This is a genomic window from Kitasatospora nipponensis, from assembly GCF_039528135.1.
GTDB classification, from domain to species: domain Bacteria; phylum Actinomycetota; class Actinomycetes; order Streptomycetales; family Streptomycetaceae; genus Kitasatospora; species Kitasatospora nipponensis.
This window is the reverse complement of record NZ_BAAALF010000130.1, coordinates 1-23240: the sequence shown is the minus strand read 5'-3', so window position 1 is coordinate 23240 and position 23240 is coordinate 1. Positions and strand designations below refer to the sequence as shown.

Genomic DNA, 23240 nt, shown 5'->3' with positions numbered 1-23240 from the left:
CGCCTCGGCGTCAGGCCCGGCTGAGCATCCGGCCCAGCACGTCGGCCAGCACCGGCTCCGGCTCGCCGGCCGCCGGCTCCGAGCGCCAGGCCACGAACCCGTCGGGGCGCACCAGCACCGCGCCGTCGGCGCCCACGCCGTGCAGGGCGGCCCAGTCCGCGCCCTCCTCGGGCGCCAGGTCGTGCTCGGCGCCGTCGCCCACCCGCAGGCAGCTGAGCGGCACCCCGAGCTTGCGGGCGACCTGCTCGCCGGCCGCGTGCCAGGCGCCGTCCTGGGGCCCGCTGAGCAGCACCGGTGTCTCCTCGTAGAGGTCCAGCGTGGAGAGCCGGCGGCCCGCGCGGTTCAGCCACAGGTGCGGGGCGCGCCCGCCCGGGACGGCGATCGGGCGGAAGTCCATCGGGACCGCGCCCTCGCCCGCCTCGATGCCGGGCGGCTGGGCGCCGGGCACCGCGCTGGAGGCGTAGCGGTAGCCCAGCACCACCGCCAGCATGCCGGCCTGGCGTCCGGTGCCGGGGCTGACGTCGTAGCCGGGGTGGCGGTGCTCGGCCGAACGCTGCGAGGCGCGCGCGCTGGTGGCCAGCGCCACCGGGCGCCGCTCGGCGTCGTAGGTCTCCAGCAGTCCGGGCCCGGCCCAGCCGCGCAGCACCGCGGCGAGCTTCCAGGCCAGGTTGTGGGCGTCCTGGATCCCGGTGTTGGAGCCGAACGCGCCGGTGGGGGACATCTCGTGCGCGGAGTCACCGGCCAGGAAGACCCGGCCGTGGCCGTAGCGCTCGGCCACCCGTTCGGCGGCGTGCCAGGGCGCCTTGCCGGTGATCTCGACCGCCAGGTCGGGCACCCCGGTGGCGGCCCGGATCAGCTCGGCGCACCGCTGGTCGGTGAAGTCCTCCAGCGTCTCGCCGCGGTCCGGCTGCCACGGCGCGTGGAAGACCCACTCGCGCTCGTTGTCCACCGGCAGCAGCGCGCCGGCGCCCAGCGGGTTGTTCAGGTAGCAGACGATGAAGCGCCGGTCCCCCACCACCTCGGCCAGCTGCTCGGCCCGGAAGGTGATGCTGACGTTGTGGAACAGGTCGCCGGCACCGCCGCGCCCGATCCCCAGCCGCTCGCGCACCGGGCTGCGCGGGCCGTCGGCGGCCACCAGGTAGTCGGCCCGCACCGTGCGCGCCCGCCCGCCCTGCCGGTCGCGCAGGACCGCCGTGACGCCCTCCTCGTCCTGCTCGAAGGAGACCAGTTCGGTGCCGAAGCTCAGCTCGCCGCCCAGCGCGCGGGCGCTGCGCAGCAGGACGGGTTCCAGGTCGTTCTGGCTGCACAGGCACCAGCCGGAGGGGCTGAGCCGGGCCAGGCCGCCACCGGGGTCGATCTGCCGGAAGAGCCACTCCTGGTCCTCGCCGGTCAGTGAACCGGCCTGCAGGATGCCGTGGTTCTCGGCCAGCACGGAGGCGGCCTCGCGGATCGCCTCCTCGACGCCGGCGGTGCGGTACAGCTCCATGGTGCGCACGTTGTTGCCGCGGCCACGCGGGTGGTGCGAGGTCTGCTGGTGGCGTTCCACCAGCAGGTGCGGGACGCCGAGGCGGCCGAGGAAGAGCGAGGTGGAAAGCCCCACCAGGGACCCACCCACGATCAGCACGGGCACACGGTCGTCGACCTTCAGGGACATGGCTTCTCTCCAGAGCAGGGGATCGGCTGCGCGGGACCGGCCCGGGTCTGGTGCCGGTCCTTCTCCATTCCCGCCGACCCCGCCCCGGGGCGCCACACGGCCCGATGTTCACCCGGCTGACTCACGTACCGTGCGGCGGGCATTGCGGCGCGTAAGCATCGATCGCATGCGACCCGGGGGGAATGCCAGATGTGAGAGGACCGAGTGTTGTGACGATCTCGTCCGACCGACCCCAGACGACCACCACCGAACCGCCCCGCCTGCGCGTCGTGCTGCTGCTCGACGTCCACGACGGCCACGAGCAGAACTTCCTCGCCGCCTACGAGCAGATCCGTCACCAGGTGGCCGGGGTTCCCGGGCACATCAGCGACCAGTTGTGCCAGTCGCTCGGCAACTCCTCGCAGTGGCTGATCACCAGCGAGTGGCAGAGCGCGGAACCGTTCCTGACCTGGGTGGACAGCGCGGCGCACCGCAAGATGGTGGAACCGCTGCACGACTGCGTCAGCGACACCCACTCGCTGCGCTTCGTGATCGCCCGTGAGACGCCCGACGCCGACTCCCCGGCGGGCCGCGGCGGCGCGCCCAAGCCGTCCGCCCGTCCGCAGGCCGGCCCCCCGCAGGGCGTCGAGCAGCAGGGCACCGACCCGCTGCCCGCCCCGCCGCTGGCCGCCGGCGGCGTCGTGCACCACGCGCTGACGTTCACCGTCACGCCCGGCGGCGAGGACGCGGTCGCCAAGATCCTCGCCGACTACCAGTCCCCGCAGGCCCAGGTCGACCCCACCACCCGGCTCTGCCGCACCTCGCTCTTCATGCGCGGCAACCGGGTGGTACGGGCCGTGGAGGTCCGCGGCGACCTGGGCAACGCGCTGCGGCACGTGGCCGTGCAGCCCGAGGTGCGCGCCGTCGAGGAGGCCGTCAACCCCTACCTCGAGGAGGAGCGCGACCTGACCGACTCGCGCTCCGCGCGGGCCTTCTTCGCCCGCGCGGCGCTGCCCGCCGTGCGACACCTCGCCAACGGACCGGCGGAGGGCGACCAGGGCACCACCCGGCACGCGTTCCTGTACGAGGTGCGCCCGGGCTGCGGCGAGGCCGCCGTCGAACTCCTCGCCCAGCACGACGCGCGCGCCGCCGGCGACCCCGAGCACCCGCTGGCCCGCAGCACGATGTTCCTGCGCGAGGGCCTGCTGGTGCGGATGGTCGACCTGCGGGTCCCCTACCGGGACGCCCCCTCGGCCGCGGCGGGCTTCGTGCCGGGCCGCGAGTCCTGGGCGCTGCGCCACTTCCTGACCCTGGACGAGGGCGTGGAGCTGGCCACCGAGGCCGAGATCGCGCACTTCCTGGACGGCTGCGCGATGGACCTCGTCACCGACCGCCGGGCGCCCGCCTCCTGAGCGGCACCCGCTCCCCCGCCCTCACGCCGTCACCGCCGTCACCGCCAGAGAAGAGCAAGCCATGACCACCACCCAGCCCGTCCGCATCGTGCCGCTGCACACCACCGAGCCCAACCGCCGGCGCGGCGGCGACCTGCGCGCCATGCTCACCCCGACGACCGTCGGCGCCACCAGCGGCTTCATGGGGGTCGCCCTGATCCAGCCGGGAGAGCGGATCGGCGAGCACTACCACCCGTACTCCGAGGAGTTCGTGTTCGTCGTCAACGGGGAGCTGGAGGTCGACCTGGACGGCGTGACCCACGAACTGCGCCCCGACCACGGGCTGATGATCCCGCGCGACATGCGCCACCGGTTCCGCAACGTGGGATCGAGCGAGGCCCGGATGGTCTTCCACCTCGGCCCGCTGGCCCCGCGCCCCGAACTGGGCCACGTGGACACCGAGGAGACGGGGGCCCCCGCATGACACGGCGGGTGGCGGTCACCGGGCTGGGCGTGGTCGCGCCCGGCGGAATAGGCGTACCGGCGTTCTGGGACATGCTGACCGCCGGGCGCACGGCGACCCGGGGCATCACGCTCTTCGACCCCGCGGGGTTCCGCTCGCGGATCGCCGCCGAGTGCGACTTCGACGCGCTGGCCTGCGGGCTGGAGCCGGCGCAGGCCGAACGCGCCGACCGTTACGTGCAGTTCGCGCTGGCGGCGGCCGGCGAGGCGATCCGCGACTGCGGACTCGAACTGGCCACCACCGACCCCTGGCGGATCGGCGTCTCGCTCGGCTCCGCGGTCGGCGGCACCACCCGCCTGGAGCACGACTACGTGACGGTCAGCGCCTCGGGTGCGCGCTGGGACGTGGACCACAAGGGTGCCGGACCGCACCTGCACCGGGCCTTCTCGCCCAGTGCGCTGGCCTCCGAGGTCGCCGAACAGGTCGGCGCGCAGGGCCCGGTGCAGACCGTCTCGACCGGCTGCACCTCGGGGCTCGACGCGGTCGGCCACGCCTTCCACCTGATCGAGGAGGGCCGGGCGGACGTGATCGTGGCGGGCGCCGCGGACTCGCCGATCTCGCCGATCACGGTGGCCTGCTTCGACGCGATCAAGGCCACCTCCACCCGCAACGACGACCCCGCGCACGCCTCGCGCCCCTTCGACGCCGAGCGGGACGGCTTCGTCCTGGGCGAGGGCGCCGCGGTGCTGGTGCTGGAGGAGTGGGAGCACGCCCGGGCCCGCGGGGCACGGATCTACTGCGAGATCCGCGGCTTCGCGACCTTCGGCAACGCGTACCACATGACGGGCCTGACCGCCGAGGGCCGCGAGATGTCGGAGGCGATCGACCGGGCGCTGGCGCAGGCCCGCCTCGATCCCACCGACGTCGACTACGTCAACGCGCACGGCTCGGGCACCAAGCAGAACGACCGGCACGAGACCGCGGCCGTCAAGCGCTCGCTGGGCCAGCACGCCTACGCGGTGCCGATGAGCTCGATCAAGTCGATGGTGGGCCACTCGCTGGGCGCCATCGGTGCCATCGAACTGGCCGCCTGCGCCCTGGCGCTGGCCAACAAGGTGGTGCCGCCCACCGCCAACTACCAGAGCCCGGACCCGGAGTGCGACCTGGACTACGTGCCGCGCACCGCCCGGTCCGCGGCCCTGCGCAACGTGCTCTCGGTGGGCAGCGGCTTCGGCGGGTTCCAGTCCGCCGTCGTGCTCGCCAGCGCTGAGGGGAGATCGGGATGAGTCGACGCAGGACCGAACGCACCGGCCGGCAGGCGGTGGTGACCGGCCTGGGCGTGGTGGCCCCCAACGGGGTCGGCACCGGGCCGTTCTGGAAGGCGGTGCAGCAGGGCACCGCGGTGCTCGGCCCGGTCACCCGCGAGGGCTGCACCCACCTGCCGCTGCGGGTGGCCGGCGAGGTGCGCGGCTTCGACCCGGCCGGCGTGATCGAGGACCGCTACCTGGTCCAGACCGACCGGTTCACCCACTTCGCCATGGCCGCCGCCGAACTCGCCCTGGACGACGCCCATCTGGACGCCGCCCAGCAGGCGCCCTTCGGCGTCGGCGTGGTGACCGCGGCGGGCTCCGGCGGTGGCGAGTTCGGCCAGGGCGAGCTCCAGCAACTCTGGGGCCAGGGACCGCACTTCGTGGGCCCCTACCAGTCGATCGCCTGGTTCTACGCGGCCAGCACCGGCCAGATCTCGATCCGCGGCGGCTTCCGCGGGCCCTGCGGGGTGCTGGCCAACGACGAGGCCGGCGGCCTGGACGTCTTCGCGCAGGCCTGCCGCACCATCCGGCGCGGCACGGACGTGGTCATCGCCGGCGCCACCGAGGCACCGCTGGCGCCGTACTCGGTGGTCTGCCAGCTCGGCTACCCCGAGTTGAGCCTGGCCGGTGACCCGCGCCGCGCCTACCTGCCGTTCACCGAGGACGCCTGCGGATTCGTGCCCGCCGAGGGCGGCGCGATGTTCGTGGTCGAGGAGGAGACCGCGGCCCGCAGGCGCGGGGCCTGGGTGCGCGCCGTGGTCGCCGGCCACTGCGCGACCTTCACCGGTACCGCCGGCTGGGAGAAGTCCCGGCACGGGCTGGCCCGGGCCATCCAGGGCGCGCTCGAGGAGGCGAACTGCTCTCCGCGCGACGTCGACGTGGTCTTCGCCGACGCGCTCGGCATCCCCGCCGCCGACCAGGCCGAGGCGCTGGCGATCGCCGACGCGCTCGGCCGGCGCGCCGCGGAGGTCCCGGTGACGGCCCCCAAGACCGGCTTCGGGCGCGCCTACTCGGCCGCCTCGGCGCTGGACGTCTCCATCGCGATGCTCGCGCTGGAGCACGGCGTGGTGCCCCCCACGCCCAACATCACCGAGGTCCGCCACGACCTGGACCTGGTCACGGGCCGGGCCCGGCGGGCCGAACTGCGCACCGCGCTGGTGCTCAGCCGCGGCCTGATGGGCTGCAACTCCGCGCTGCTGCTGCGCCGGGCCGGCGACGACCGGCTCTGACGCCCTCCCCCACCCCCGACTGCGCCGGCGGCGAACCCCCTCGCCGCCCCCGACCCGAGGAGATCCCCCATGAACGGCCCAGTGACCGTCGAAGAGCTCGCGATCCTGATGAAGGCCCGCGCGGGCCTGACCGTCGACCCCGCGCTCCTGGCCGAGGCACCCGACGTGCCCTTCGAGGAGTACGGCCTCGACTCGCTCGGCCTGCTCGGCATCGTCGCCGAACTGGAGAACCGCTACGGCCACGCCATCGACAACGAGCCGGAGCGCTGCAAGACCCCGACCGACTTCCTGACCCTGGTCAACGCCCAACTCACCACGGGAGCCTGAGATGTCCGGACACACCGACAACACGATCCTGATCGCCGCCCCGCTCGAACTCACCTGGGACCTCACCAACGACCTGGAGAGCTGGCCCCAGCTCTTCAGCGAGTACGCCACCGTCGAGGTGCTGGAGCGCCAGGGCGAGCGGACCAAGTTCCGGCTGACCATGCACCCCGACGAGAACGGGACGGTGTGGAGCTGGGTCTCCGAGCGGGAGACCGACAAGGCGCGCGGCACGGTGCTGGCCCGCCGGGTCGAGACCGGCCCGTTCGACCACATGGACATCCGCTGGGAGTACCAGGACGTGGACGGCGGCACCTCGATGCGCTGGATCCAGGACTTCGCGATGAAGCCCACCGCGCCGGTCGACGACGCCGCGATGACCGAGCACATCAACCGCAACTCCAAGGTCCAGATGGCCCTGATCCGCGACAAGGTCGAGCAGCACGCCCGCGAGCGCGGTCAGGGCGGCCTGCCGCGCTGACCCGCGAAGCCGGCCGGGCCGACCTGCGACCGCAGGGCCGGCCCGCCCCGGCGTCACCCGCCCGTCCGACACCGCACCGCCCCACCGCCCGAAGGGACCGCCCCATGCACCGCGCGTTGATCGTCGCCCGGATGAAACCCGACACCGCACCGCTGATCGCCGAGACCTTCGCGGACTCCGACCGCGGTGAGCTGCCCCGCCTGATCGGGGTGACCGGCCGGAGCCTGTTCCAGTTCGGCGACCTCTACCTGCACCTGATCGAGGCCGACAGCCCGCCCGGACCGCAGGTGGCCAAGCTGACCGGCCACCCGGAGTTCCGCGGCGTCAGCGAACGGCTCGCCAGCTACGTCGAGGCCTACGACCCGGCGACCTGGCGCGAGCCCAAGGACGCGATGGCCCGCGAGTTCTACCGGTGGGAGCGCGGCTGACCTGACCCGGGGCGGGCTCTCGCCGTGCGACGGCCCGCTCCCAGCCGAGGACCGACCACCCGCAGGTGGAGCGCCCGGTGCCCGACCCGGTCACCGGGCTCGACCATGCCCGCGGGCGAACGTGCGCGAGCACCGGGCGCGGGCGGCAGGGGAGTGGGGCGGGGCCGCCGTCGCGGTCCCGCCCCACTCCCCTGCCGCCCGCGCCGGACGGGCCGACCGGGACGGGTCAGTGCCCCACCGTGCTGTCGAAGGCGTGCAGGTAGGAGTTGACCGGCCGGATCTCACCGAGCTCCAGCCCGGCCTCGGTCATCAGGCCCGCCAGGCTGTCCTTGGAGTGCTTGGCGCCACCGACGTTGAGCAGCAGCAGCAGGTCCATCGCCGTGGTGAAGCGCATCGAGGGGCTGTCGTCCACCAGGTTCTCGATGACCAGCACCCGGGCGCCGGGACGGCCGGCCGCCACCACGTTGCGCAGGGTGCGGCGGGTGCTGTCGTCGTCCCACTCCAGGATGTTCTTGATGATGTACATGTCGGCCTGCACCGGGACCGCGTCGCGGCAGTCGCCCGGCATCAGCCGCACCCGGTCGGCCAGCGCCCCGCCCTCGCGCAGCCGCGGGTCGGCGTTGGCGACCACCGTGGGCAGGTCCAGCAGGACACCGGTGAGCTCGGGGTGCTTCTCCAGCAGGCTGGCCAGCACGTGCCCCTGGCCGCCGCCGATGTCCACCACCGAGGAGACCCCGCTGAGGTCGAGGAACTCGGCGATGTCGTGGGCCGACTGGCGGCTGGAGGTGGTCATCGCCTGGTCGAAGACCCGGGCCGAGTCCCCCGCGTCGGCGTGCAGGTAGGTGAAGAAGTCCTTGCCGAAGAGCTCGGCGAAGACGTGCGTGCCCGAGCGCACCGCGTCGTCCAGCCGGGGCCAGGCCGCCCAGGTCCACGGCTCGGTGCACCACAGCGCGATGTAGCGCAGGCTGCCGGGGGTGTCCTCGCGCAGCAGGCGGGACATCTCGGTGTGCGCGTAGCGGCCGTCGGCGGTCTCGGTGAAGACCCCGTAGCAGGAGAGCGCGCGCAGCAGCCGCGAGAGCGGCTGGGGCTCGGTGCCCAGGGCGGCGGAGAGGTCCTCGATCGCCATCGGCGCGTCGCCGAGCGCGTCCGCGACCCGCAGCCGTGCCGCCGCCCGCACCGCGGCGGCGCCGGCCGCACCGAAGACGAGCTCCCGCAGCCGGAAGGCCGCCTGCGGACCGGTCGGGGCGCCCGTCGACAGGTCGGCCGCCAGGCCGGTCGCCGGGTCGGTCGGTTGGTTGTCGGTCTGTACGGTGGTCATGCGGTTCTCCCTCGATGGGGTCAGCACCGGCCCGCGGGCTCGGAGGTCCGGCACTGGTTGCCGGCGAACGTGTTGCTTCCGGTGTCACGGTCCGCGAGGTCGGCGGGCCCGTTGTCCCGCAGGACGTTGCGGCTGATGGTGTTGTCCGTGCTCGGCCCGCCGACGAAGCTGCGGAAGAGCACGATGCCGCCGGACATCGGCGCGGCGCCGGTGTTGCCGACGACCTCGTTGCCCGTCACCCGGGTCTGCTCGACGCCGGTCAGCACGATGCCGCTGCCCTGGAGGAAGGGCAGCTTGCCGTTGGACGGGCAGTAGCGGTTGTTGGCGTTCACCCGGTTGAGGCGCACGTCCAGGTCGCCGCCGCGCGGGACGTTCTCGTCGCCCACCACGAAGACGCCGGTGCAGTTCCCGGTGATGTCGTTGCGCTCGACGGAGAGGTTGCGCAGGCGGCGCAGCACCACGCCGATCCGGTTGTCGGCCAGATGGTTGTCGGCCACCAGTGCGCCGTCGGTGTCGGTCGCACCGCCGTCGACGTCGACGAAGTTGGCCAGGAAGATCCCGGCCTCGCCGTTGCGCAGCGCCTCGTTGCCCTGGAAGCGGCCCCGGGTGGAGCGCTCCTGGCTGATGCCCTCCTGGCCGTTGTCCCGGACGAGCACCTGACGCACCGTCATCCGGTCGGTCTCCGTCGCGGAGATCCCGTTCTTGGCGAAGCCGGAGACGGTGAGCGCCTCGATGGTCACGTCGGCGAGGCGGTGGCCGGCGGTGCCGGTGACGCAGATGCCGTGGCCCGCCTGGGCGCAGGCGGCCGCGGCGCTGTCGGGGGCCGCGGCGGCGTCGGCGGTCTGGGGGCTGGACGTGCCCTGGCCGCTGATCACGGTCTGCGGGCCCAGACCGCGCAGGGTCAGGCCGGGGACGGAGATCTGGACGCTGCCGTGGTAGGTGCCGGGCGGGATCAGCACGGTGTCGCCGGGGGCGGCCCGGTCGACGGCCTGCTGGATCGACTCGCCGGGGCCGACCAGGTGAACCGCGCCGACACGGGCCGCGGCATGGGTGCCCGCGCCGACGTCGGCGTGGGCGGGAGCGGTGACGGTGAGCCCGAGCAGCAGGGCGGCGGCGGCCCCGGCCAGGGTGCGGGCCGGACCGGCGGAGGGGCGTGCGAGGGGTCCGGCGGCCGGACCCGCGGAAGTTCGTACGGACATGAGTCCCAAAACTACTGGCGGCCATCACCGTCCGCCACCGGGGAATCACCCTGCGTCCGCCACGGCCGCCCCCGCCCCCACGCCGCGTCGGCCCGGCTACGGCGGCCCCGGCCCAGGGAGGACGGCTCGGCTCAGCGCAGCGCCTGACCCTGCCAGTAGCCGAAACGGTCCAGCGGATCCCCCTCCAGGCCCCACGGCCAGGGGGTGACGGTCGAGCCGATGGCGCGGAACGCCTCGCCGGCCTCCGGCAGCCGGTTGGCCAGCACCAGCGCGTGCGCCAGCAGGTTGAGGTCGGCCAGGGCCGCGGCGTGCTGCAGCCGACCGGGCTCGGTCCAGCCGGTCACCGCCCGCTCCAGCGCGCCCGCCGCACGGGCGTTGGTCCACTGCCGGCGGGCCATCAGCCCGTCGACGCCACCGCGCGCCACCAGCCGGTGGTGGTGCTCGACCATCGCGGTCAGCTCCACACCGATGGCCGGCGCCGTCGCGGGGATGCCGGAGCGCACGGCGTCGACGAAGTCGAGCACCTCCCGGTGCGATCCGCACTCCTCGGGCGACAGGTAGCCCAGCATCTGCAGGTGCGCCTCGCGGTGCCAGGCGTCCCGGGCCACCACCTCGTGCCAGACCTGGAAGACCTCCTGCGAGCCCGAGCGCACCATCCGCAGCACGCCGAGCAGGACCACCCACGGCGTCGGGTCGTTCGGGGCCAGCTCGGCCGCGCGCCGGCAGCGCTCGACGGTCGGCCGCACATCACCCGGCTGCCCGCTGGAACGGCCGCGAATCCACTCGACCCAGGCCTCGAAAATCAGCGCGTCGGCATTCTGCTCGCGGCGCGATCGCCAGGAACGCGCCAAGCCGGAATGGGCCGCGGCGGCGGCCAGAACCGAAAAGCGGTGTGCGCGCCGGTCCCAGTCCGTACCGGCCTCCCGGATGACCCGTTCGACCTGGTCGACCTGAATTTCCGTCAGGCCGGGCGTGGGAGGGGTGTCGAGCTGCCTGCGCACCTTTCCGAGCTGGATGTCGTCGAGTTCGGGAACCAGACGCGGAGCTGAGCTTCGAAGCCTTCGAAATATCGACACGCGCGCAGCCTAGGCCGATCATCCGACGGCAGAAAGCCCCCGTGGTGAATCGTTATTTCCCGGCACTTCACCGTGACGTTACCGGCTCGTACGGCGAGATCGGCGGGCGGTGGGCGGACATCGGAACGGACCGACTCCGCCCCCTTCTTCGGGGGGGAGTCGGCCCGTTTGCTCGGGGGGGGAGCGGTCTGTTCGCCCCGGGGGGCGGCCCCGTCAGCCGCGGGGCAGCACCTCGGGCAGCACGGTGGTCAGCGAGCGCCAGTCCGAGGTGACGAAGCTGGCGTGCCCGGCGGCGAGTTGGGCCACCCGGGCGGAGGCCTGCGCCGGGGTCGGGTTGGTGTCGTCGATGGCCGGCGCCACGTTCTGCGCGTCGGTGGCGACCACCAGGTAGTGGTTGCGGTCGTACCAGGCGGTGTCGGAGCCGCTCAGGTAGGTCGAGGCGTCACCGTCGAAGACCACGAACCACGGCCGCAGGCCGGCGTCGGCGTAGCGGGTGCGCGGGTCGCCGGCCTGGGCGCCGAGCACGCTGGGGAAGATCTGCGCGCTGCCGAGCGAGCCGGCGGCGGCCAGGTCGCGCAGGTGCTGGGCGTACTCGGTGTCGGTCCACAGGTGGTCGAAGGGGTTCGCCTGCTCGAACGTGCCGGGAATCGCCTCGATGACCACCTTGCCGGCCAGCTGGGATCGGGTCGGCCAGTTGCCCGCACGGGCGGCGGTGTCCAGGTCCGGGTAGCTGCTGCCGTCCGCCTTGCGGAGCAGGTCGGCGGGCTTGTAGACGAGGCCGCCCAGGTGCTGGGCGATGTAGCCGTCCAGGACGGCCGGGCTCATCCCGATCGTCGCGTCGAAGCCGTTCTTCATCTCCAGCTTCAGCATCACCGGCGGGTGACCCGGGTGGGCGGTCAGCCAGACCCGCAGGTCGTCCAGGCAACTGTCCAGGTTCTGGCTGCGGTTGCCGGTGTAGAGGTCGGCGGGGGCCTTGGCCTGCACGCAGTTGTTGTTGCTGCCCAGCGGGTTGCTGTGACTGACGTTCCACTTGTGGGTGAACACGTTGACCCAGGTGTCGAGTTCGATCAGCGAGCTGCCGGCGTCCAGCGCCTGCGCCAGGTAGGGGTAGGCGGCCTGGTCGTAGGTGTTGTGCACGCCGACCGTGGTGGCGCCGGCCAGCGAGAGCGCGTCGGTCGCGTCCGCCCGCGCGCCGCCGGCGGATGCCAGCAGGGCCACGGGCGCCACCAGGACGGCGGCGGTGAGCAGCGAGCGGACCCGGGCGAATGTCATGGAAGTACCTCAGCTCGTGTCGGGGTGACGGCATGTCAGACCGAGGGGGATTCTCGGCCCGCCCGATGAATCCGGGCCGACGTGAGCATGGCGAAAGCGCGGCGATCGGACAAGGGTGCGGTCGCCGCGGGGGTCACTCGTGAGGGAAGGGGTGACGCGTCGTGAGAGCGGTCACGCGTCGTGGGAGGCGTCCTCGTCGTGGGAGGCGTCCTCGTCGAGCTCGCGGGTCCGGCAGAGCAGCAGCAGGCCGTCCTCGCCCGCCTCCGTCCCGGCCTCGCCCGGCCGCATGCCCTCGACGACCACGTAGTCGTCGGCCTGACCGGGTTCGTACTCGGCGAGCACGATCACCGGCAGGTCGTCGGGCAGGCCCAGCAACGCCCGGCGCAGCTCGCCGACGGTCCAGGCCGGCCCCTCGAAGGTGAAGTCGAGCTCGTCGAGGTCCATCCGCGCACCCCCTGCTCCCCCGCCACCAGCGCTGACGGCGTGCGCGCCGATCGGGCGGCGCCCCCGCGCACGGCGGGCCGCCGCGGCACCGGGCACCCTATCGGGCACCCTCCGACGAGGGTCGACCGGGCGGGCGAGGCCGGGTCGCGAGGCCGGGCGGCGGAAAAATTCAGCGGCTCGACCGATCCGCGAGGCGATCGGCTGCGTATCCCCTGAGGGAGGCGAAAGAGGAGGAACGATGTCCGAGGTGTCCGCGTGGCAGCCCTACCGGCGGTGCCACGCGGAGTCGCAGCTCTGGTCGCTGCCGGCCGGCGCGAGCGCCGCGCGGACGGTGCACGCCTGCCTCAGCGGCCAGCTCGCGCGCTGGCAACTGGCGGCCGCGGCGCCCCGGCTCACCGCGGTCGGCGGTGAGCTGGCCGGCAACGCGCTGCGGCACGGCCGCCCGCCGTTCTGGGCCAACCTGCACCTGCTCACCGGCCCGGACGGCGAGGAGCTGGCGCGGCTGGTGGTCGTGGACTGCGGGCCCGGTTTCGACGCCGACGCGGTGCGGGCCGGCTGGTCCGCGGGGGCGGCGCGGCGGGGGGAGCCGGAGGGGTTGTCGGGGTGGTTGGGGTGGTCCCCGCAGGCGGACGACCCACCGAGACCCGGCGGCGGCCTGCTGCTGGTCGAGGCCCTGAGTGACGCGTGGGGCACCATCCGGCTGCCTCCCGTGCACCTGGTCTGGGCCGACGTGGCCGTGGTCGGCTGAACCGGGCGGACCGGCGCACCGGTCCGCCCGGACAGGACCGGGACACCACCCGGCAGGGCCCGGGGCCGGCCGGCCTCAGCGGCCGTCGCGGCGCACCAGCACCTTGAGCACCTCGCGGGCGTCCCGGCGGCGCTCGGGGGTGCGGGCGGCGACGGCCGCGAGCGCGACCACGGTGATGGCGAGGGCGTACCAGACGCCGAAGGCGGCACCGAGCAGACCGGTGTCGAGCAGGGTGGTCAGGGGGGCGGACAACGGGCCTCCTGGGAAGCGGCGGGACGGGGTACCCGGTGGGGGGCCCCGGCCCCGCCCCGGCGGGCGTCGGACGGCCGCGGGCGAGCCGGGCACCCCACCGCTCAGGCCGAGCGGCTGGTGAAGGCCGACAGGGTGTCGGCCAGGCGCTGGTCCGGCCGGCAGGCGATGCCGTCGTGGTCGGCGCTGTCCTCGTCGTGGTCCCCGCAGGAGACCAGCCGCTCGACCGCGACCAGCAGGTCGGCGTCGGGGCGGGCCGCGGTGCTGCCGTAGATGTCGGCGTTCTTGGTGAAGAGCGAGAGCAGCGTGTAGTAGTTCTCGACCGGCGGCAGGCTGGCGGGCACCGCCTGCCCCGACGGCTCGCGCTCCACCGTGGCCTGCTCGAACCAGGCCTGGGCCTCGCCGAGTTCGCCGTGGTGCAACTCGCGCAGGTAGAGGCAGTAGGCGGCGGTGCGGTCGCCGTCACCGGCCGCGTACTTCCACCAGAACTTGGCGCTCAACGGGTGCCCGGTGAGCAGCAGCAGACAGCCGAAGACCCGCGCTCCCTCGGTCGCCACGGAAGGTCCCTCCGCGGCGGCCAGCGCCGCGATCTGGTCGGCCGCACCGGGCTGGTTGATGACCCAGCGCGCCAGCGAGTCGAGCTTGGTGCCGGCGTTCGCCTTCGCCTCCCACCAGCCGGGCTGGCTGAAGGTGCCGGCCCGGAAGGCCGCGTAGTCGACGGACAGCCGGCGCAGCCCCTCGGCCTGGTCGGCGCGCGGCCCGCGCCGGGGCGCGGCCACCGCCAGCATCGCGTCGAGTTCGGTGTCCATCACGCTGTCTCCTCCGTGTCGTGGGCGCAGTTGGCGCGGGAGCGGGGGGCGCGCTTGGCGCCGGGCAGCGGGGGCATGCCCAGGGCGCCGCGCAGGGTGGCCTGGGCCCGCCGGTGGTGGTGGTCCACCGTCACCGGTTTGATGCCGAGCAGCCAGGCGATGTCCTCGCGGCTTCGTTCCATGAAGTGCTTCAGCACGATCACGTCGAACTGGCGGGGCGGCAACTGGGCTATCGCCTGGCGCAGTTCGTCGGGTTCCCGGCTGAGGGCCTGCCGGCTGCTGACCATGGCGTGACCGAAGGTCATCTTCCAGAAGAACGAGGGGGCGCCGTCGGGGCGCAGCTGGCGGCGCTTCTCGTAGGCCACCGCGACCCGCAGCACGTCCCAGGCGGCCTCCATGAAATTCCGCTCGGTGAGCATGTCGTCCCAGGTCACCAGGATGTAGAGGAAGACGTCGGTGGTCAGCTCCCAGGCCGCCCCGCTGTCGCCGAGCTCGATCTCCGCGTACTGCAGGTAGGTGTCGCTCTGCGCCAGGTAGAACGCCTCGAACTCGATCGGCAGGGCCACGCCGTGGTAGGTCTTCCACGGCGGCGCCTCCCAGTCGCACCAGGCGTCCGGTCCCGTACCGGTGGAGAAGATCTCGCCGCTCATGCCGCGACCTCCCCGCTCGGTACGCTCACCCCGTCGGGTCCGTGCGGACCGGCGCAGCCGCAGGGCCCGGACCGGGCACCGATCGCACCGACCCCGCCGCTCTGCTGCCGCGCCCGACCGCCACAGATGGTGTTCAACTCGCCTCGCTTAGCTCACGCGGGGCCTGACACCCCGCCGGAGGCGATCTGCCTCGTGCATCCAGCTAAGCGACTTCGAACGCCGCACACTCATCCCAACAGGCTCTGAAATCACCGGAGATCGTCCGTCGGCCGGCTGTCGGCAACCCGTCCAAGACCGGGCGGCGCGACCGCGATCGCCCTACCGTCCGGTAGTCGTCCACGCACGGACCAACGCCCGCCTGACCGGACGGGCCCACCGGGCGGACGGACCGGCGGCGGCGCCGCGGCCGGCGGCAGGGCCCGCCCGGGCCGCGGACGGTGACTCAACTCACAGAGCCCGCAAGGCCGGACGTTGCATCGATGGGACGGGCGGGCGGTCAGTTCGCCGCTGTGGTCGCCTGTTCGACCCGCAGGCGGTCGAAGTCCGCGGGGTCGTGGGCGCAGAGCAGCCGGACCTCGTCACCGTGCTCGCGGCGCAGCTCGCGCAGCCGCTCCTGGTTCGCCAGCCGGGTGCGGTTGTCGGTGGCCACCAGGCGCTGGAAGGCGCGCAGACCCGGCGGGCAGTCGGCGCCGGTGGGCCGGACCTCGCGGTGCGAGAAGTAGGCGTCCCCGCAGTGCAGCAGCCAGCGCTCGCCCTGCCGCACCGCGACCGCGCTGTGGCCCCGGGTGTGGCCGGGCAGCGGCACCAGCAGGAGGTCCGCGAGCGCGGGCACCGGCGGCCGTACCGCCTGGAAGCCGAACCAGGAGTCGCCGTCCACGGTGTGTTCGACCCAGCGCGGGCCGTGGGCCCACTGGGCGGGACGGTAGCGGTCCCGCTCGCCGCGGGTCGCGCGGGCCCGGGCGGCCCGCAACTCCTCGGCGAGTACGTGCACCTGGGCCTGCGGGAAGTCACCGAGGCCGCCGGCGTGGTCGACGTCCAGGTGGGTCAGCACGATGTGGCGCACGTCCTCGGCGCGGTGGCCCAGGGCGCGCACCTGGTGCAGCGCGGTCCGCTCCGGCGTCAGCCGGGGACGCGCCGCCGCGTGGAAGGTGCGGCCCAGCCGGCGCGGGTCGGCCAGGTCGCCGGTGCCGAGCCCGGTGTCCACCAGGATCAGGCCCTGCTCGCTCTCCACCAGCAGGCAGTGGCCCACCATCCGTCCCGTCAGCAGGCCGCCGCTGCCGAGCAGCAGCCGCCCGCCGAACGGGCACATGCAGGCGCAGTCCAGGTGGTGGACGGTCATGCCGCCTCCCTCGGGGCGTGGCTGCCGGCGACGGTCGACCGGCTGGGCCACTGTGCCGGGCGGGGGCGCCCGGCGTCCAGTGCTCCCGGCCTCGGGCGCGCCGCCCCCGTGGGGGTGGGGGCGGCGCGCCCGAGGCCGGGAGGGGTGGAGCGGGGGCGGCGGGGTCAGGCGGTCGCGCTCACTGCAGGGTGACGATCTGGTGCATGCCCAGCGCGGCGTTCGTGAGGCCGAACTGCTCGTCGGGGAGCAGGCAGAGCAGCGCGTAGCGCCCGGGCAGCAGGCCGTGGGCCTGCACCAGGGCGCCGTGCTCGGGCGAGATGGCCCCGAAGCCGGTGGCCGGGCCGGTGAACGGCGACTGGGCCGGCAGGCCCAGCGCGGTGGCCGCGAAGTAGTTCTGCAGCTGGGCGTCGGTGGTGTCGGCGGCGACCGGGCGCAGCTGCATCTCGTGGAGCTGGCTCGACTCGTTGTGCACCAGGTACGCCAGGTGGGCGTGGTCGACGGTGTCGGTCCGGAACCGCGGGCCGGCGGAGGTGTCGCGCTGCAGCACCGCGCCGTCGGGGTAGCGGGCCTGGTTGGCCGCCTGCCCGTTGGTGCCGGCCAGGTCGAGCCGCTTGCTGACCGGGTGCGCGGGGTCGGCCCGGAAGGCGGTGAGGTCGAGCAGGTAGACCGCGCCGGGGGCCACCTCCTCGGTGAACTGCTCGTGGACCTGCGGGGTGACCAGCGCGCCGCCCAGGGCGTCGGCCTCGCCCCGGACGGCCTTGGCCCCCACGGCGGCGGTGGCGGGCTTCGTGCTGACCGCGTCCGCGAGGTCGTGCAGCACCTGGTCGAACGTCACCCCGGCGTGCGGGCGCAGGAGCTGCAGCTGGCGACCGTTCGGGTCGTCGGTCCTGATCCGGAAGCTGACCAGGCCGCCCACGCCGGTCTCCGGGGCCTGGATGCCCGAGGCGCCCACGCTCACCTCGAACGGGTGGTCCTCGGGCGAGGTGGCTCCGGCCGCGCCCACCGCGGCGACGGTCGTCGCGAACGCGAGGGCGGACACGGCCACGGCTCTCGCCGCTCGGCTCCACAGGTAGTCCGGCATGGGGATCCTTTCGTCGGGTGCTCTGATCGTCGGATGCTCTGATCGACGGGTGCTCTGGCGCGAAGCATCCCCGCGCGCCGGGTGCGGCAGCCCGCGGACCACCGCAAGCCGACCGATCGGACTATCGGACGAGGTCCGAAAGGCGTCGCCTCGATCGCGCCAATCTCGTCGGTGACAGCGCGACTACCGTCAGGTAACGTCGCTCGTCGAGGTGGCATCTGACCTGCTGATCTGCATGGACATGACAGCAGGGCCGGGGTGCCCGCCAAACCCCGGGCGAGGTGAGCTTCGTCACTCTTGTCCCGCCGTTCCGCCATTACCAGACTCCCAACGGCAAGGACCGGACTCCGTTCCCGCCATTTCCCGAAGGAGCGCCCATGGACGCGCAGCAGATCAAGGACCAGGTGGAAGAGGCGCTCGAGAAGGTACGGGCCCACCCCCTGGTCACGTCCGCGCTCGACGGCACGCTCCCGCTCGCGAACGCCAAGCGCTGGGTCTTCTGCGCGGGACGCGAGAGCCGCAGTTTCCCGTGGATCCTGCGGGAGTTGCTGGCCTGGACGAAGCAGGAGGAGATCCGGGAGATCCTCCAGGAGAACCTGGACGACGAACTCGGATCCGGCGACCCCGACCACGCGCACTTCCTGCATTACCTGCACCTGCTCGACACCCTCGGAGTTCCGCGCGGTGAATTCGACGAGTACGCCGAGCGGCCCGGTATCACGGTGGCGCTGAGTCTGGCCTTCAACGTCTCGAAGTCGCGCAACCTGGGCCGGTCGGTCGGCTACATGCTGGTCAACGAGGCGATGACGCCGATCACCTACACGGCGGCCAAGCGCGCGCTCACCCACCACTTCCCGGGTCTGACCACCAACTTCTTCGACCTGCACATCGAGGTCGACGACCACCACGTGGCCGCCCTCTACGAGGCGGTCGCGGCCCTGCCGCCGTGCGACCTGGCCGACCTGCGGTTCGGCGTCGCCCTCGGCCAGCGCGGCATGGAGATCCTGCTCGACGAGGCCTACGGCGTCTTCGACAGCCACACCGCGCCGATCGACATCACGGCGCCGCGCTGGAACCCGCTGAACGCCCCGGCGTAGTCCCAGGCCGGCGGGGTCGCCGACCGGGCCCCCGGCGCGCGTCAGCCGGTGGGCCCGCGCCGGGGGAACTCGGCCCGCACCGCCCGCGGTTGTGCCGCTCGATGACCGGGCCCGGGGGCGCGGCCGGTCGCTCCCCGCCGGATCAGCGCGGCCTCAGCCCGTCGAAGAGCACCTCGAAGATCCGCTCCCGGGCCGCCGGGTCGGCTCCGAGGTGCTCCATCGTCGCACTGGTGCCGACCAGCAGGGCGATCAGTTCCGGCAGACCCAGCTCCGGGCGGACCGCCCCGGCCCGCTGCGCCCCGGCCAGCAGCTCGGCCAGCTGCGCGCGGATCGCCTCGCTCGACTCCCGCAGGGCCGCATGGGCGTCCACGCCGGCCGCGGCGAGCGCCTGGGCGAACTCGTTCTTGCCCGCCGACCGGTCGATCACCAGGCGGAAGCAACCGAAGAAGGCGTCGGCGGGTTCGGCCTCGGCGGCCAGCTGCGCACTGCGGGCGGCGATCGTCTCCAGACGGCGCGCCATCACCGCCTCCAGCAGCGCCTCCTTGGTCGGGAAGTGCCGGAAGAGCGTGCCGACCCCGACGCCGGCGGCCCGGGCGATCTCCTCGGTCGGCACACCCACACCGCGGGTGGTGAACACCTCCGTGGCGACGTCCAGCAGCCTGGCCCGGTTGCGGGCCGCATCCGCGCGCAACGGACGTTCCGGTGTGCCGCTCATCCCTCTTGATCCTTCCCCGCCGACGGCAGAGCCGCACTGGACAACCGGAGTCGGTAGTCCGTATCGTCGAAAACCTGAGTCGCTAGTCCGATTCTAGTGACGGATCAGACCGGGGGTTGATCATGTCCGAAACACCGACGCCGCGCGAGGTCTTCCAGAAGCTGATCGAGGGCATCACCGCGGGCCGACTGTCGCAGCTGGGCGAGCTGTACGCCGAGGACGCCGTGGTGGAGACCGTCTTCGCACCGGTCGGACCGCGCCGCTTCGAGGGGCGGGCCGCGCTCGAGGCTCGGTTCGCGGAGATCTCCGCGCAGATGCCCGTGGAGCTGACCGCCACGAACGTGGTGATCCGGGAGACCGACGACCCGGAGGTGGTCGTCGCCGAGTGGGACTACCAGGTGCACCACCGGGCGACCGGGCGGGACTTCGAGGTCGCCAACATCCAGGTACTGCGGGTCCGCGACGGCCGGATCGTCAGCAGCCGGGACTTCCACGACCACCTGGCCCTCGCCGTGGCGGGCGGCGACCTGCCGCAGCTGGTGGCGGCCCTGGGCGGCGAGTAGCGCGACCGCGGAGCCTCCGGGCCCCCGGTCGATGCATGACCGGCGGCAGGCCACCCGACCTGGACCGGACGGGCCGGGACGCCGACGTACGCGCCGTCAGGCACCGTCCGTTCCGGTCCAACTCGGCTGGTGTGCTGTGCCCGTAGCGTCGCACCCGCCGACTTCGCCTCCGTCCCGGCCACCGCGCCCCGGGTCGCCGACGGTGCACGGGACCTCTTGCTCTGCGGCTCGGGCGGCTGGTACTGCCGCAGGACGCTCCCGAACCGGCCCGTGGGAGCGGCCCGTTACGCGGGTGGTGCGGCCTGCCCGGGCCAGTGCCTTGAGGTTCTGCGACAGCATCTTCTGGCTGATGCCACCGACTCGTTGGTGCAGGTGCGCGAAGCGGTGCGGGCCGGCGATGAGGGCCGAGATGATCAGTGTCGCCCAGCGGCTTGTCGTCTGGTCCATGATCGGCCCGAGCGCGCACTTCTGGTCGAAGGTGTCGTGGGCCAGGAGTCGGGCGGCCGTAGAGCGCCGTCAACGCGTTCACCGTGGTGGCGGCCAAGGAGCTGGGCCCGCGCGGCATCCGGGTCAACGCGATCATGCCCGGACCGTCGGACACCGAGGGCACCCGGGCCATGGGATTCCCCGGCTCGGCTCAGGAGGCACAGGCGATCGCCGGCACCCCGCTGGGCCGTACGGGGACCCCCGACGACTACGGCCCGCTGGTGGCCTTCCTGGCCTCCGACGACGCGCGCTGGATCACCGGGGACGTCATCCTCGCCTCGTGGCATGCGCTGACGTCCCGTCCGTTCGGCGACCGCGATCCACACCCGGGTGTCGAACGTACAATCGCGGGACGAACAGGTGCGGGAGGGTGCGGTGGGACACTTCGAGGGCTTCGACGTCGCCGGATTCTGGGACGACTCGGCGTACGCCCTGGAGGAGTACGTGGAGCAGGCCCCGCCCTCGCGGGAGTTGATCGCGGCGCTGGAGGAGGAGCTCGGCGGGTACCGGCTGCCCGACTCCTACGTCGCGCTCATGACCGCGCACAACGGCGGCACTCCGACCCGGACCTGCTTCCCCGTGCCCGAGGCGACGTCCTGGGCCGAGGACCACGTCGAGATCACCGGCATCCGGGGCATCGGGCGGACCCGGTCGCAGTCGCTCGGCGGCGAGTTCGGCAGCCTGTTCTGGATCGACCTGTGGGAGTACCCCGACATCGGTGTCTACTTCGCCGACACGCCCTCGGCCGGCCACGACATGCTCGCCCTCGACTACCGCGCGTGCGGCCGTCACGGCGAGCCGACCGTGGTGCACGTCGACCAGGAGAACGACTTCGCGATCACCCCGGTCGCGGAGAACTTCGAGGCGTTCGTCACGGGCCTGGTCGACGAGTCGGTCTACGACACCTCGGAGCAGGACCGGCTCGCCGAGCTGGCCATGGTGCGCGAGGGCAGCTTCTCCCCGATCCTGCTGCGGGCCTTCCGCGAGGTCGCGGACGTCCTGCCCGACGCGGACCGGCGCCTGCGGACGCTCGCCGAGGCGGTCGTCCACGACAAGGGGCTCTTCGCCCTGCACGCCGACGCGCGCTCCACGCTGATGTACGACTACCTCTTCTGGCTGTTCACCAGCTTCAACCAGGTCCGCTCCTTCGAGCAGTACGTCAGGACACCTCCCCACCACGAGCGTTCCTCCAAGCCGCCGAACTACGCGCTCATGATCGTCGGCTTCTCCCCCGCATCCGAGCCGTACGGCTTCCGCACCGGCGGATGCGCCAGGGCCTGCCTGGACGAGTGGTGGAGCTCCCGCATCGCCTCGGGCCGCATCGCCGAGACCGCGGACGGCCATCGGTTCACCGACGCCGCCGTCGCCGCACTGCTGGACGAACTCGCCACCGTGGCAGGAGAAGGCGCCTCAGCGGTGGGCGAGAACCGTCGGGGGACGGAAACCGGCGTGGTGCAGGTGTTCCTCTCGCGTGGCAGGTTCTCCTCGGTCGAGGACATCCGCGACCACGTCGATGAGCGGTGGTCGCAGAACGGGGACGCGGAGCCGTCCGTCTTCATGGCAGAGGTCGGCATGGCCGAGCTCGAACCGATGTGCGTCGAGGCCATGCATGCCCGGGACGAGGGAAACCTGGTCCCGGTCGCCCCCCGGGTGCTCCTGCGAGGGGCCTCGTACGCCGACCAGTGGCTGCCCCAGGTGGAGTCGACCGAGCCGGCCGATGCCGCGATCTGTGTCTTCGCTCCCAACGTGGTCACCGACCCGCACGGGAGCTCGCTGCACTACCTCGGCCGGTTCACCTATCGGGTCTGAAGGTCTCTCGCCAGGGGCGTGCTCGGGGCCCCTGCCGTGTGCCGGGTTCCTGAGCGGGTGTCAGGGACCCGGCATCCGAGGCCGGGGGTCGCTACAGCCCTTCCCAGCTGACCGAGAGGCGCGGGGTCGTCAGGTTCGCCAGCGTGTCACCGTCGTTGCAGACGGCGTCGGACTCGTCGCCGTAGCCGCCGATCGGGCCGTGGACGGCGTACGGCGCGCCGTCGTGGGTGCAGCTGAGGACCACCCGGTAGGCGGGGACGTCCATGCAGAGGGCCTCACCGCCGTTGTCGCCGTCCGCGGCGAGGTAGCAGGGCGGATAGGCGGCAGCCGGGGCGGCTGCGGCGAGCTGGGCGGCCCCGGAACCGCCGAGGACCAGTGCGGCCACGAGGATCCCGGTGAGCTTCTTCGGTAGCGCCATGTTCCACCCCTTAGCTGATCAGCTGATGTGGATAGCTCTGAGATGAAGATGCAGGCAAGCTGAGGCCACGTCAATATCGCCCGGCAGGACGGTCGGCCTGGGTCTCGGCCCGGTGGTCCCGGTCGAGCAGGCCCGCGGCCAGCGCGAGCGCGTGGGCGCGTCCGGGGCAGACGCGCGGGCCGGCGCCGAAGGTCAGCGACCGGGGGCCGGAGCGGTCGGGGTCGAAGGCGTCCGGGTCCGTGAACACCTCCGGATCGCGGTTGGCCGCCGCCACGTCCAGGACCACCAGGTCACCGCGGGCGATCGCGACCCCGCCGACCCGGACCTCGCTCGCCGCGACCCGGCGCATCACCAGGACCGGCGGGTCGTGGCGCACGGTCTCCGCCAGCGCATCCCCGGGGCCCGCCGGGTGGCGGCGGGCGTTCTCGACCAGGGCGCCGGTGGCGTCGCACGCCTGCACCAGCAGGCCGATCCGGTTGGCGGCCCGCTCCGGCCCGACCTGCGGCCCACCGCCCCGCTCGCCATCCGGCCCGGCCACGCCCTGCGGCAGCCAGGCCACCGCCGCGTCGGCCGCGGCGTCGGCCGCCGGGTCGTTCCCGCCGAAGTACCGGCCCGCGACCACGGCGATCGCCCGCGCGACGGCGTCGGGCTCCACCAGCCCCAGCGCCTCGGCGAGGACGCCGACCGCCGCCACCCTCGGGTCGGGGC

At 73.5% G+C, this 23240-nt stretch carries 26 protein-coding genes and 1 pseudogene; 12 read left to right on the top strand and 15 right to left on the bottom strand.

From position 1 onward, the window contains the following. Positions 1–10 precede the first annotated feature (10 nt). Positions 11–1654, bottom strand: coding sequence for an FAD-dependent oxidoreductase (locus tag ABD323_RS28340; protein ID WP_344444827.1), 1644 nt, complete (start codon positions 1652–1654; stop codon positions 11–13). Between the two features lie 209 nt (positions 1655–1863). Between ABD323_RS28340 and ABD323_RS28335 the strand changes: the two genes are divergently transcribed. From ABD323_RS28335 to ABD323_RS28305, 7 genes are all read left to right on the top strand, one after another. Next, complete coding sequence (locus tag ABD323_RS28335; protein ID WP_344444825.1) at positions 1864–3045, top strand: SchA/CurD-like domain-containing protein; 1182 nt, start codon at positions 1864–1866, stop codon at positions 3043–3045. 61 nt (positions 3046–3106) lie between these two features. Next, positions 3107–3508 carry a cupin domain-containing protein gene (locus ABD323_RS28330; protein WP_344444824.1) on the top strand — a complete coding sequence of 134 codons (402 nt, stop codon included), beginning with the start codon at positions 3107–3109 and terminating at the stop codon, positions 3506–3508. After that, positions 3505–4773, top strand: coding sequence for a beta-ketoacyl-[acyl-carrier-protein] synthase family protein (locus tag ABD323_RS28325; protein WP_344444823.1), 1269 nt, complete (start codon positions 3505–3507; stop codon positions 4771–4773). Before ABD323_RS28330 ends, ABD323_RS28325 begins: the two co-directional genes overlap by 4 nt. Beyond that, complete coding sequence (locus ABD323_RS28320) at positions 4770–6026, top strand: beta-ketoacyl synthase N-terminal-like domain-containing protein (protein WP_344444822.1); 1257 nt, start codon at positions 4770–4772, stop codon at positions 6024–6026. The genes ABD323_RS28325 and ABD323_RS28320 overlap by 4 nt, the downstream gene beginning before the upstream one ends. 69 nt (positions 6027–6095) lie before the next feature. After that, the gene (locus ABD323_RS28315; protein ID WP_344444821.1) at positions 6096–6353 is read left to right on the top strand and encodes an acyl carrier protein; all 258 of its coding nucleotides are present in this window, start codon (positions 6096–6098) and stop codon (positions 6351–6353) included. A 1-nt stretch (position 6354) separates the two neighbouring features. Beyond that, positions 6355–6831 carry an SRPBCC family protein gene (locus tag ABD323_RS28310; protein ID WP_344444820.1) on the top strand — a complete coding sequence of 159 codons (477 nt, stop codon included), beginning with the start codon at positions 6355–6357 and terminating at the stop codon, positions 6829–6831. 104 nt (positions 6832–6935) lie between these two features. Further along, on the top strand, positions 6936–7259 hold the full coding sequence (locus ABD323_RS28305; RefSeq protein ID WP_344444819.1) for a TcmI family type II polyketide cyclase: 324 nt from the start codon (positions 6936–6938) through the stop codon (positions 7257–7259). Between the two features lie 226 nt (positions 7260–7485). On the opposite strand, the gene ABD323_RS28300 is transcribed toward ABD323_RS28305, so the two are convergent. The 5 genes from ABD323_RS28300 to ABD323_RS28280 all read right to left on the bottom strand — a co-directional run bounded on the left by ABD323_RS28300 (position 7486) and on the right by ABD323_RS28280 (position 12568). Next, on the bottom strand, positions 7486–8577 hold the full coding sequence (locus ABD323_RS28300; RefSeq protein WP_344444818.1) for a methyltransferase: 1092 nt from the start codon (positions 8575–8577) through the stop codon (positions 7486–7488). 20 nt (positions 8578–8597) lie between these two features. After that, the gene (locus tag ABD323_RS28295) at positions 8598–9776 is read right to left on the bottom strand and encodes a right-handed parallel beta-helix repeat-containing protein (protein ID WP_344444817.1); all 1179 of its coding nucleotides are present in this window, start codon (positions 9774–9776) and stop codon (positions 8598–8600) included. A gap of 131 nt (positions 9777–9907) precedes the next feature. Beyond that, positions 9908–10522 carry a hypothetical protein gene (locus ABD323_RS28290; RefSeq protein WP_344444815.1) on the bottom strand — a complete coding sequence of 205 codons (615 nt, stop codon included), beginning with the start codon at positions 10520–10522 and terminating at the stop codon, positions 9908–9910. Between the two features lie 543 nt (positions 10523–11065). Next, positions 11066–12124, bottom strand: a complete 1059-nt coding sequence (locus ABD323_RS28285; protein ID WP_344444814.1) for a phosphatidylinositol-specific phospholipase C domain-containing protein — start codon at positions 12122–12124, stop codon at positions 11066–11068. A 171-nt stretch (positions 12125–12295) separates the two neighbouring features. Next, on the bottom strand, positions 12296–12568 hold the full coding sequence (locus tag ABD323_RS28280) for a DUF6225 family protein (protein WP_344444813.1): 273 nt from the start codon (positions 12566–12568) through the stop codon (positions 12296–12298). A gap of 238 nt (positions 12569–12806) precedes the next feature. On the opposite strand from ABD323_RS28280, the gene ABD323_RS28275 reads away from it, so the two are divergent. Then, positions 12807–13316 (top strand): ATP-binding protein, encoded by a 510-nt coding sequence (locus tag ABD323_RS28275; RefSeq protein WP_344444812.1) that lies wholly within the window; start codon positions 12807–12809, stop codon positions 13314–13316. Positions 13317–13391: 75 nt separating this feature from the next. Here ABD323_RS28275 and ABD323_RS28270 read toward each other — a convergent pair whose 3' ends face one another. The 5 genes from ABD323_RS28270 to ABD323_RS28250 form a co-directional block, all read right to left on the bottom strand. Beyond that, on the bottom strand, positions 13392–13568 hold the full coding sequence (locus ABD323_RS28270; RefSeq protein WP_344444811.1) for a hypothetical protein: 177 nt from the start codon (positions 13566–13568) through the stop codon (positions 13392–13394). Between the two features lie 101 nt (positions 13569–13669). Continuing rightward, positions 13670–14374, bottom strand: coding sequence for a hypothetical protein (locus ABD323_RS28265; RefSeq protein WP_344444810.1), 705 nt, complete (start codon positions 14372–14374; stop codon positions 13670–13672). Then, a complete protein-coding gene (locus ABD323_RS28260; RefSeq protein ID WP_344444809.1) occupies positions 14374–15024 on the bottom strand; it encodes an RNA polymerase sigma factor in 651 nt (216 codons plus the stop codon). The genes ABD323_RS28265 and ABD323_RS28260 overlap by 1 nt, the downstream gene beginning before the upstream one ends. 496 nt (positions 15025–15520) lie before the next feature. After that, a complete protein-coding gene (locus ABD323_RS28255; protein WP_344444808.1) occupies positions 15521–16363 on the bottom strand; it encodes an MBL fold metallo-hydrolase in 843 nt (280 codons plus the stop codon). A 178-nt stretch (positions 16364–16541) separates the two neighbouring features. Beyond that, positions 16542–17444, bottom strand: a complete 903-nt coding sequence (locus tag ABD323_RS28250) for a hypothetical protein (protein WP_344444807.1) — start codon at positions 17442–17444, stop codon at positions 16542–16544. Between the two features lie 377 nt (positions 17445–17821). Here ABD323_RS28250 and ABD323_RS28245 point away from each other — a divergent pair, with 377 nt between their 5' ends. Next, positions 17822–18541, top strand: coding sequence for an iron-containing redox enzyme family protein (locus tag ABD323_RS28245; RefSeq protein ID WP_344444806.1), 720 nt, complete (start codon positions 17822–17824; stop codon positions 18539–18541). Between the two features lie 142 nt (positions 18542–18683). Here ABD323_RS28245 and ABD323_RS28240 read toward each other — a convergent pair whose 3' ends face one another. Then, the gene (locus ABD323_RS28240; protein ID WP_344444805.1) at positions 18684–19256 is read right to left on the bottom strand and encodes a TetR/AcrR family transcriptional regulator; all 573 of its coding nucleotides are present in this window, start codon (positions 19254–19256) and stop codon (positions 18684–18686) included. A gap of 122 nt (positions 19257–19378) precedes the next feature. Between ABD323_RS28240 and ABD323_RS28235 the strand changes: the two genes are divergently transcribed. After that, a complete protein-coding gene (locus tag ABD323_RS28235; protein WP_344444804.1) occupies positions 19379–19819 on the top strand; it encodes a nuclear transport factor 2 family protein in 441 nt (146 codons plus the stop codon). Positions 19820–19915: 96 nt separating this feature from the next. Here ABD323_RS28235 and ABD323_RS28230 read toward each other — a convergent pair whose 3' ends face one another. Beyond that, a complete protein-coding gene (locus ABD323_RS28230) occupies positions 19916–20266 on the bottom strand; it encodes a winged helix-turn-helix transcriptional regulator (protein WP_344444803.1) in 351 nt (116 codons plus the stop codon). Between the two features lie 83 nt (positions 20267–20349). Between ABD323_RS28230 and ABD323_RS28225 the strand changes: the two are divergent. Together ABD323_RS28225 and ABD323_RS28220 are read left to right on the top strand one after the other, a co-directional pair. Further along, positions 20350–20520: pseudogene (locus tag ABD323_RS28225) on the top strand (SDR family oxidoreductase); the annotation flags it as partial. Between the two features lie 115 nt (positions 20521–20635). Further along, entirely contained in the window at positions 20636–22114 is a 1479-nt protein-coding gene (locus tag ABD323_RS28220; protein ID WP_344444802.1) for an SMI1/KNR4 family protein, read from the top strand. Between the two features lie 91 nt (positions 22115–22205). Here the strand turns inward: ABD323_RS28220 and ABD323_RS28215 are convergent, their stop codons facing one another. After that, positions 22206–22532 carry a hypothetical protein gene (locus tag ABD323_RS28215; protein ID WP_344444801.1) on the bottom strand — a complete coding sequence of 109 codons (327 nt, stop codon included), beginning with the start codon at positions 22530–22532 and terminating at the stop codon, positions 22206–22208. Between the two features lie 70 nt (positions 22533–22602). Continuing rightward, positions 22603–23240, bottom strand: a 638-nt coding sequence (locus ABD323_RS28210; protein ID WP_344444800.1) for a cytochrome P450, incomplete at its 5' end; no start/stop codon positions are given.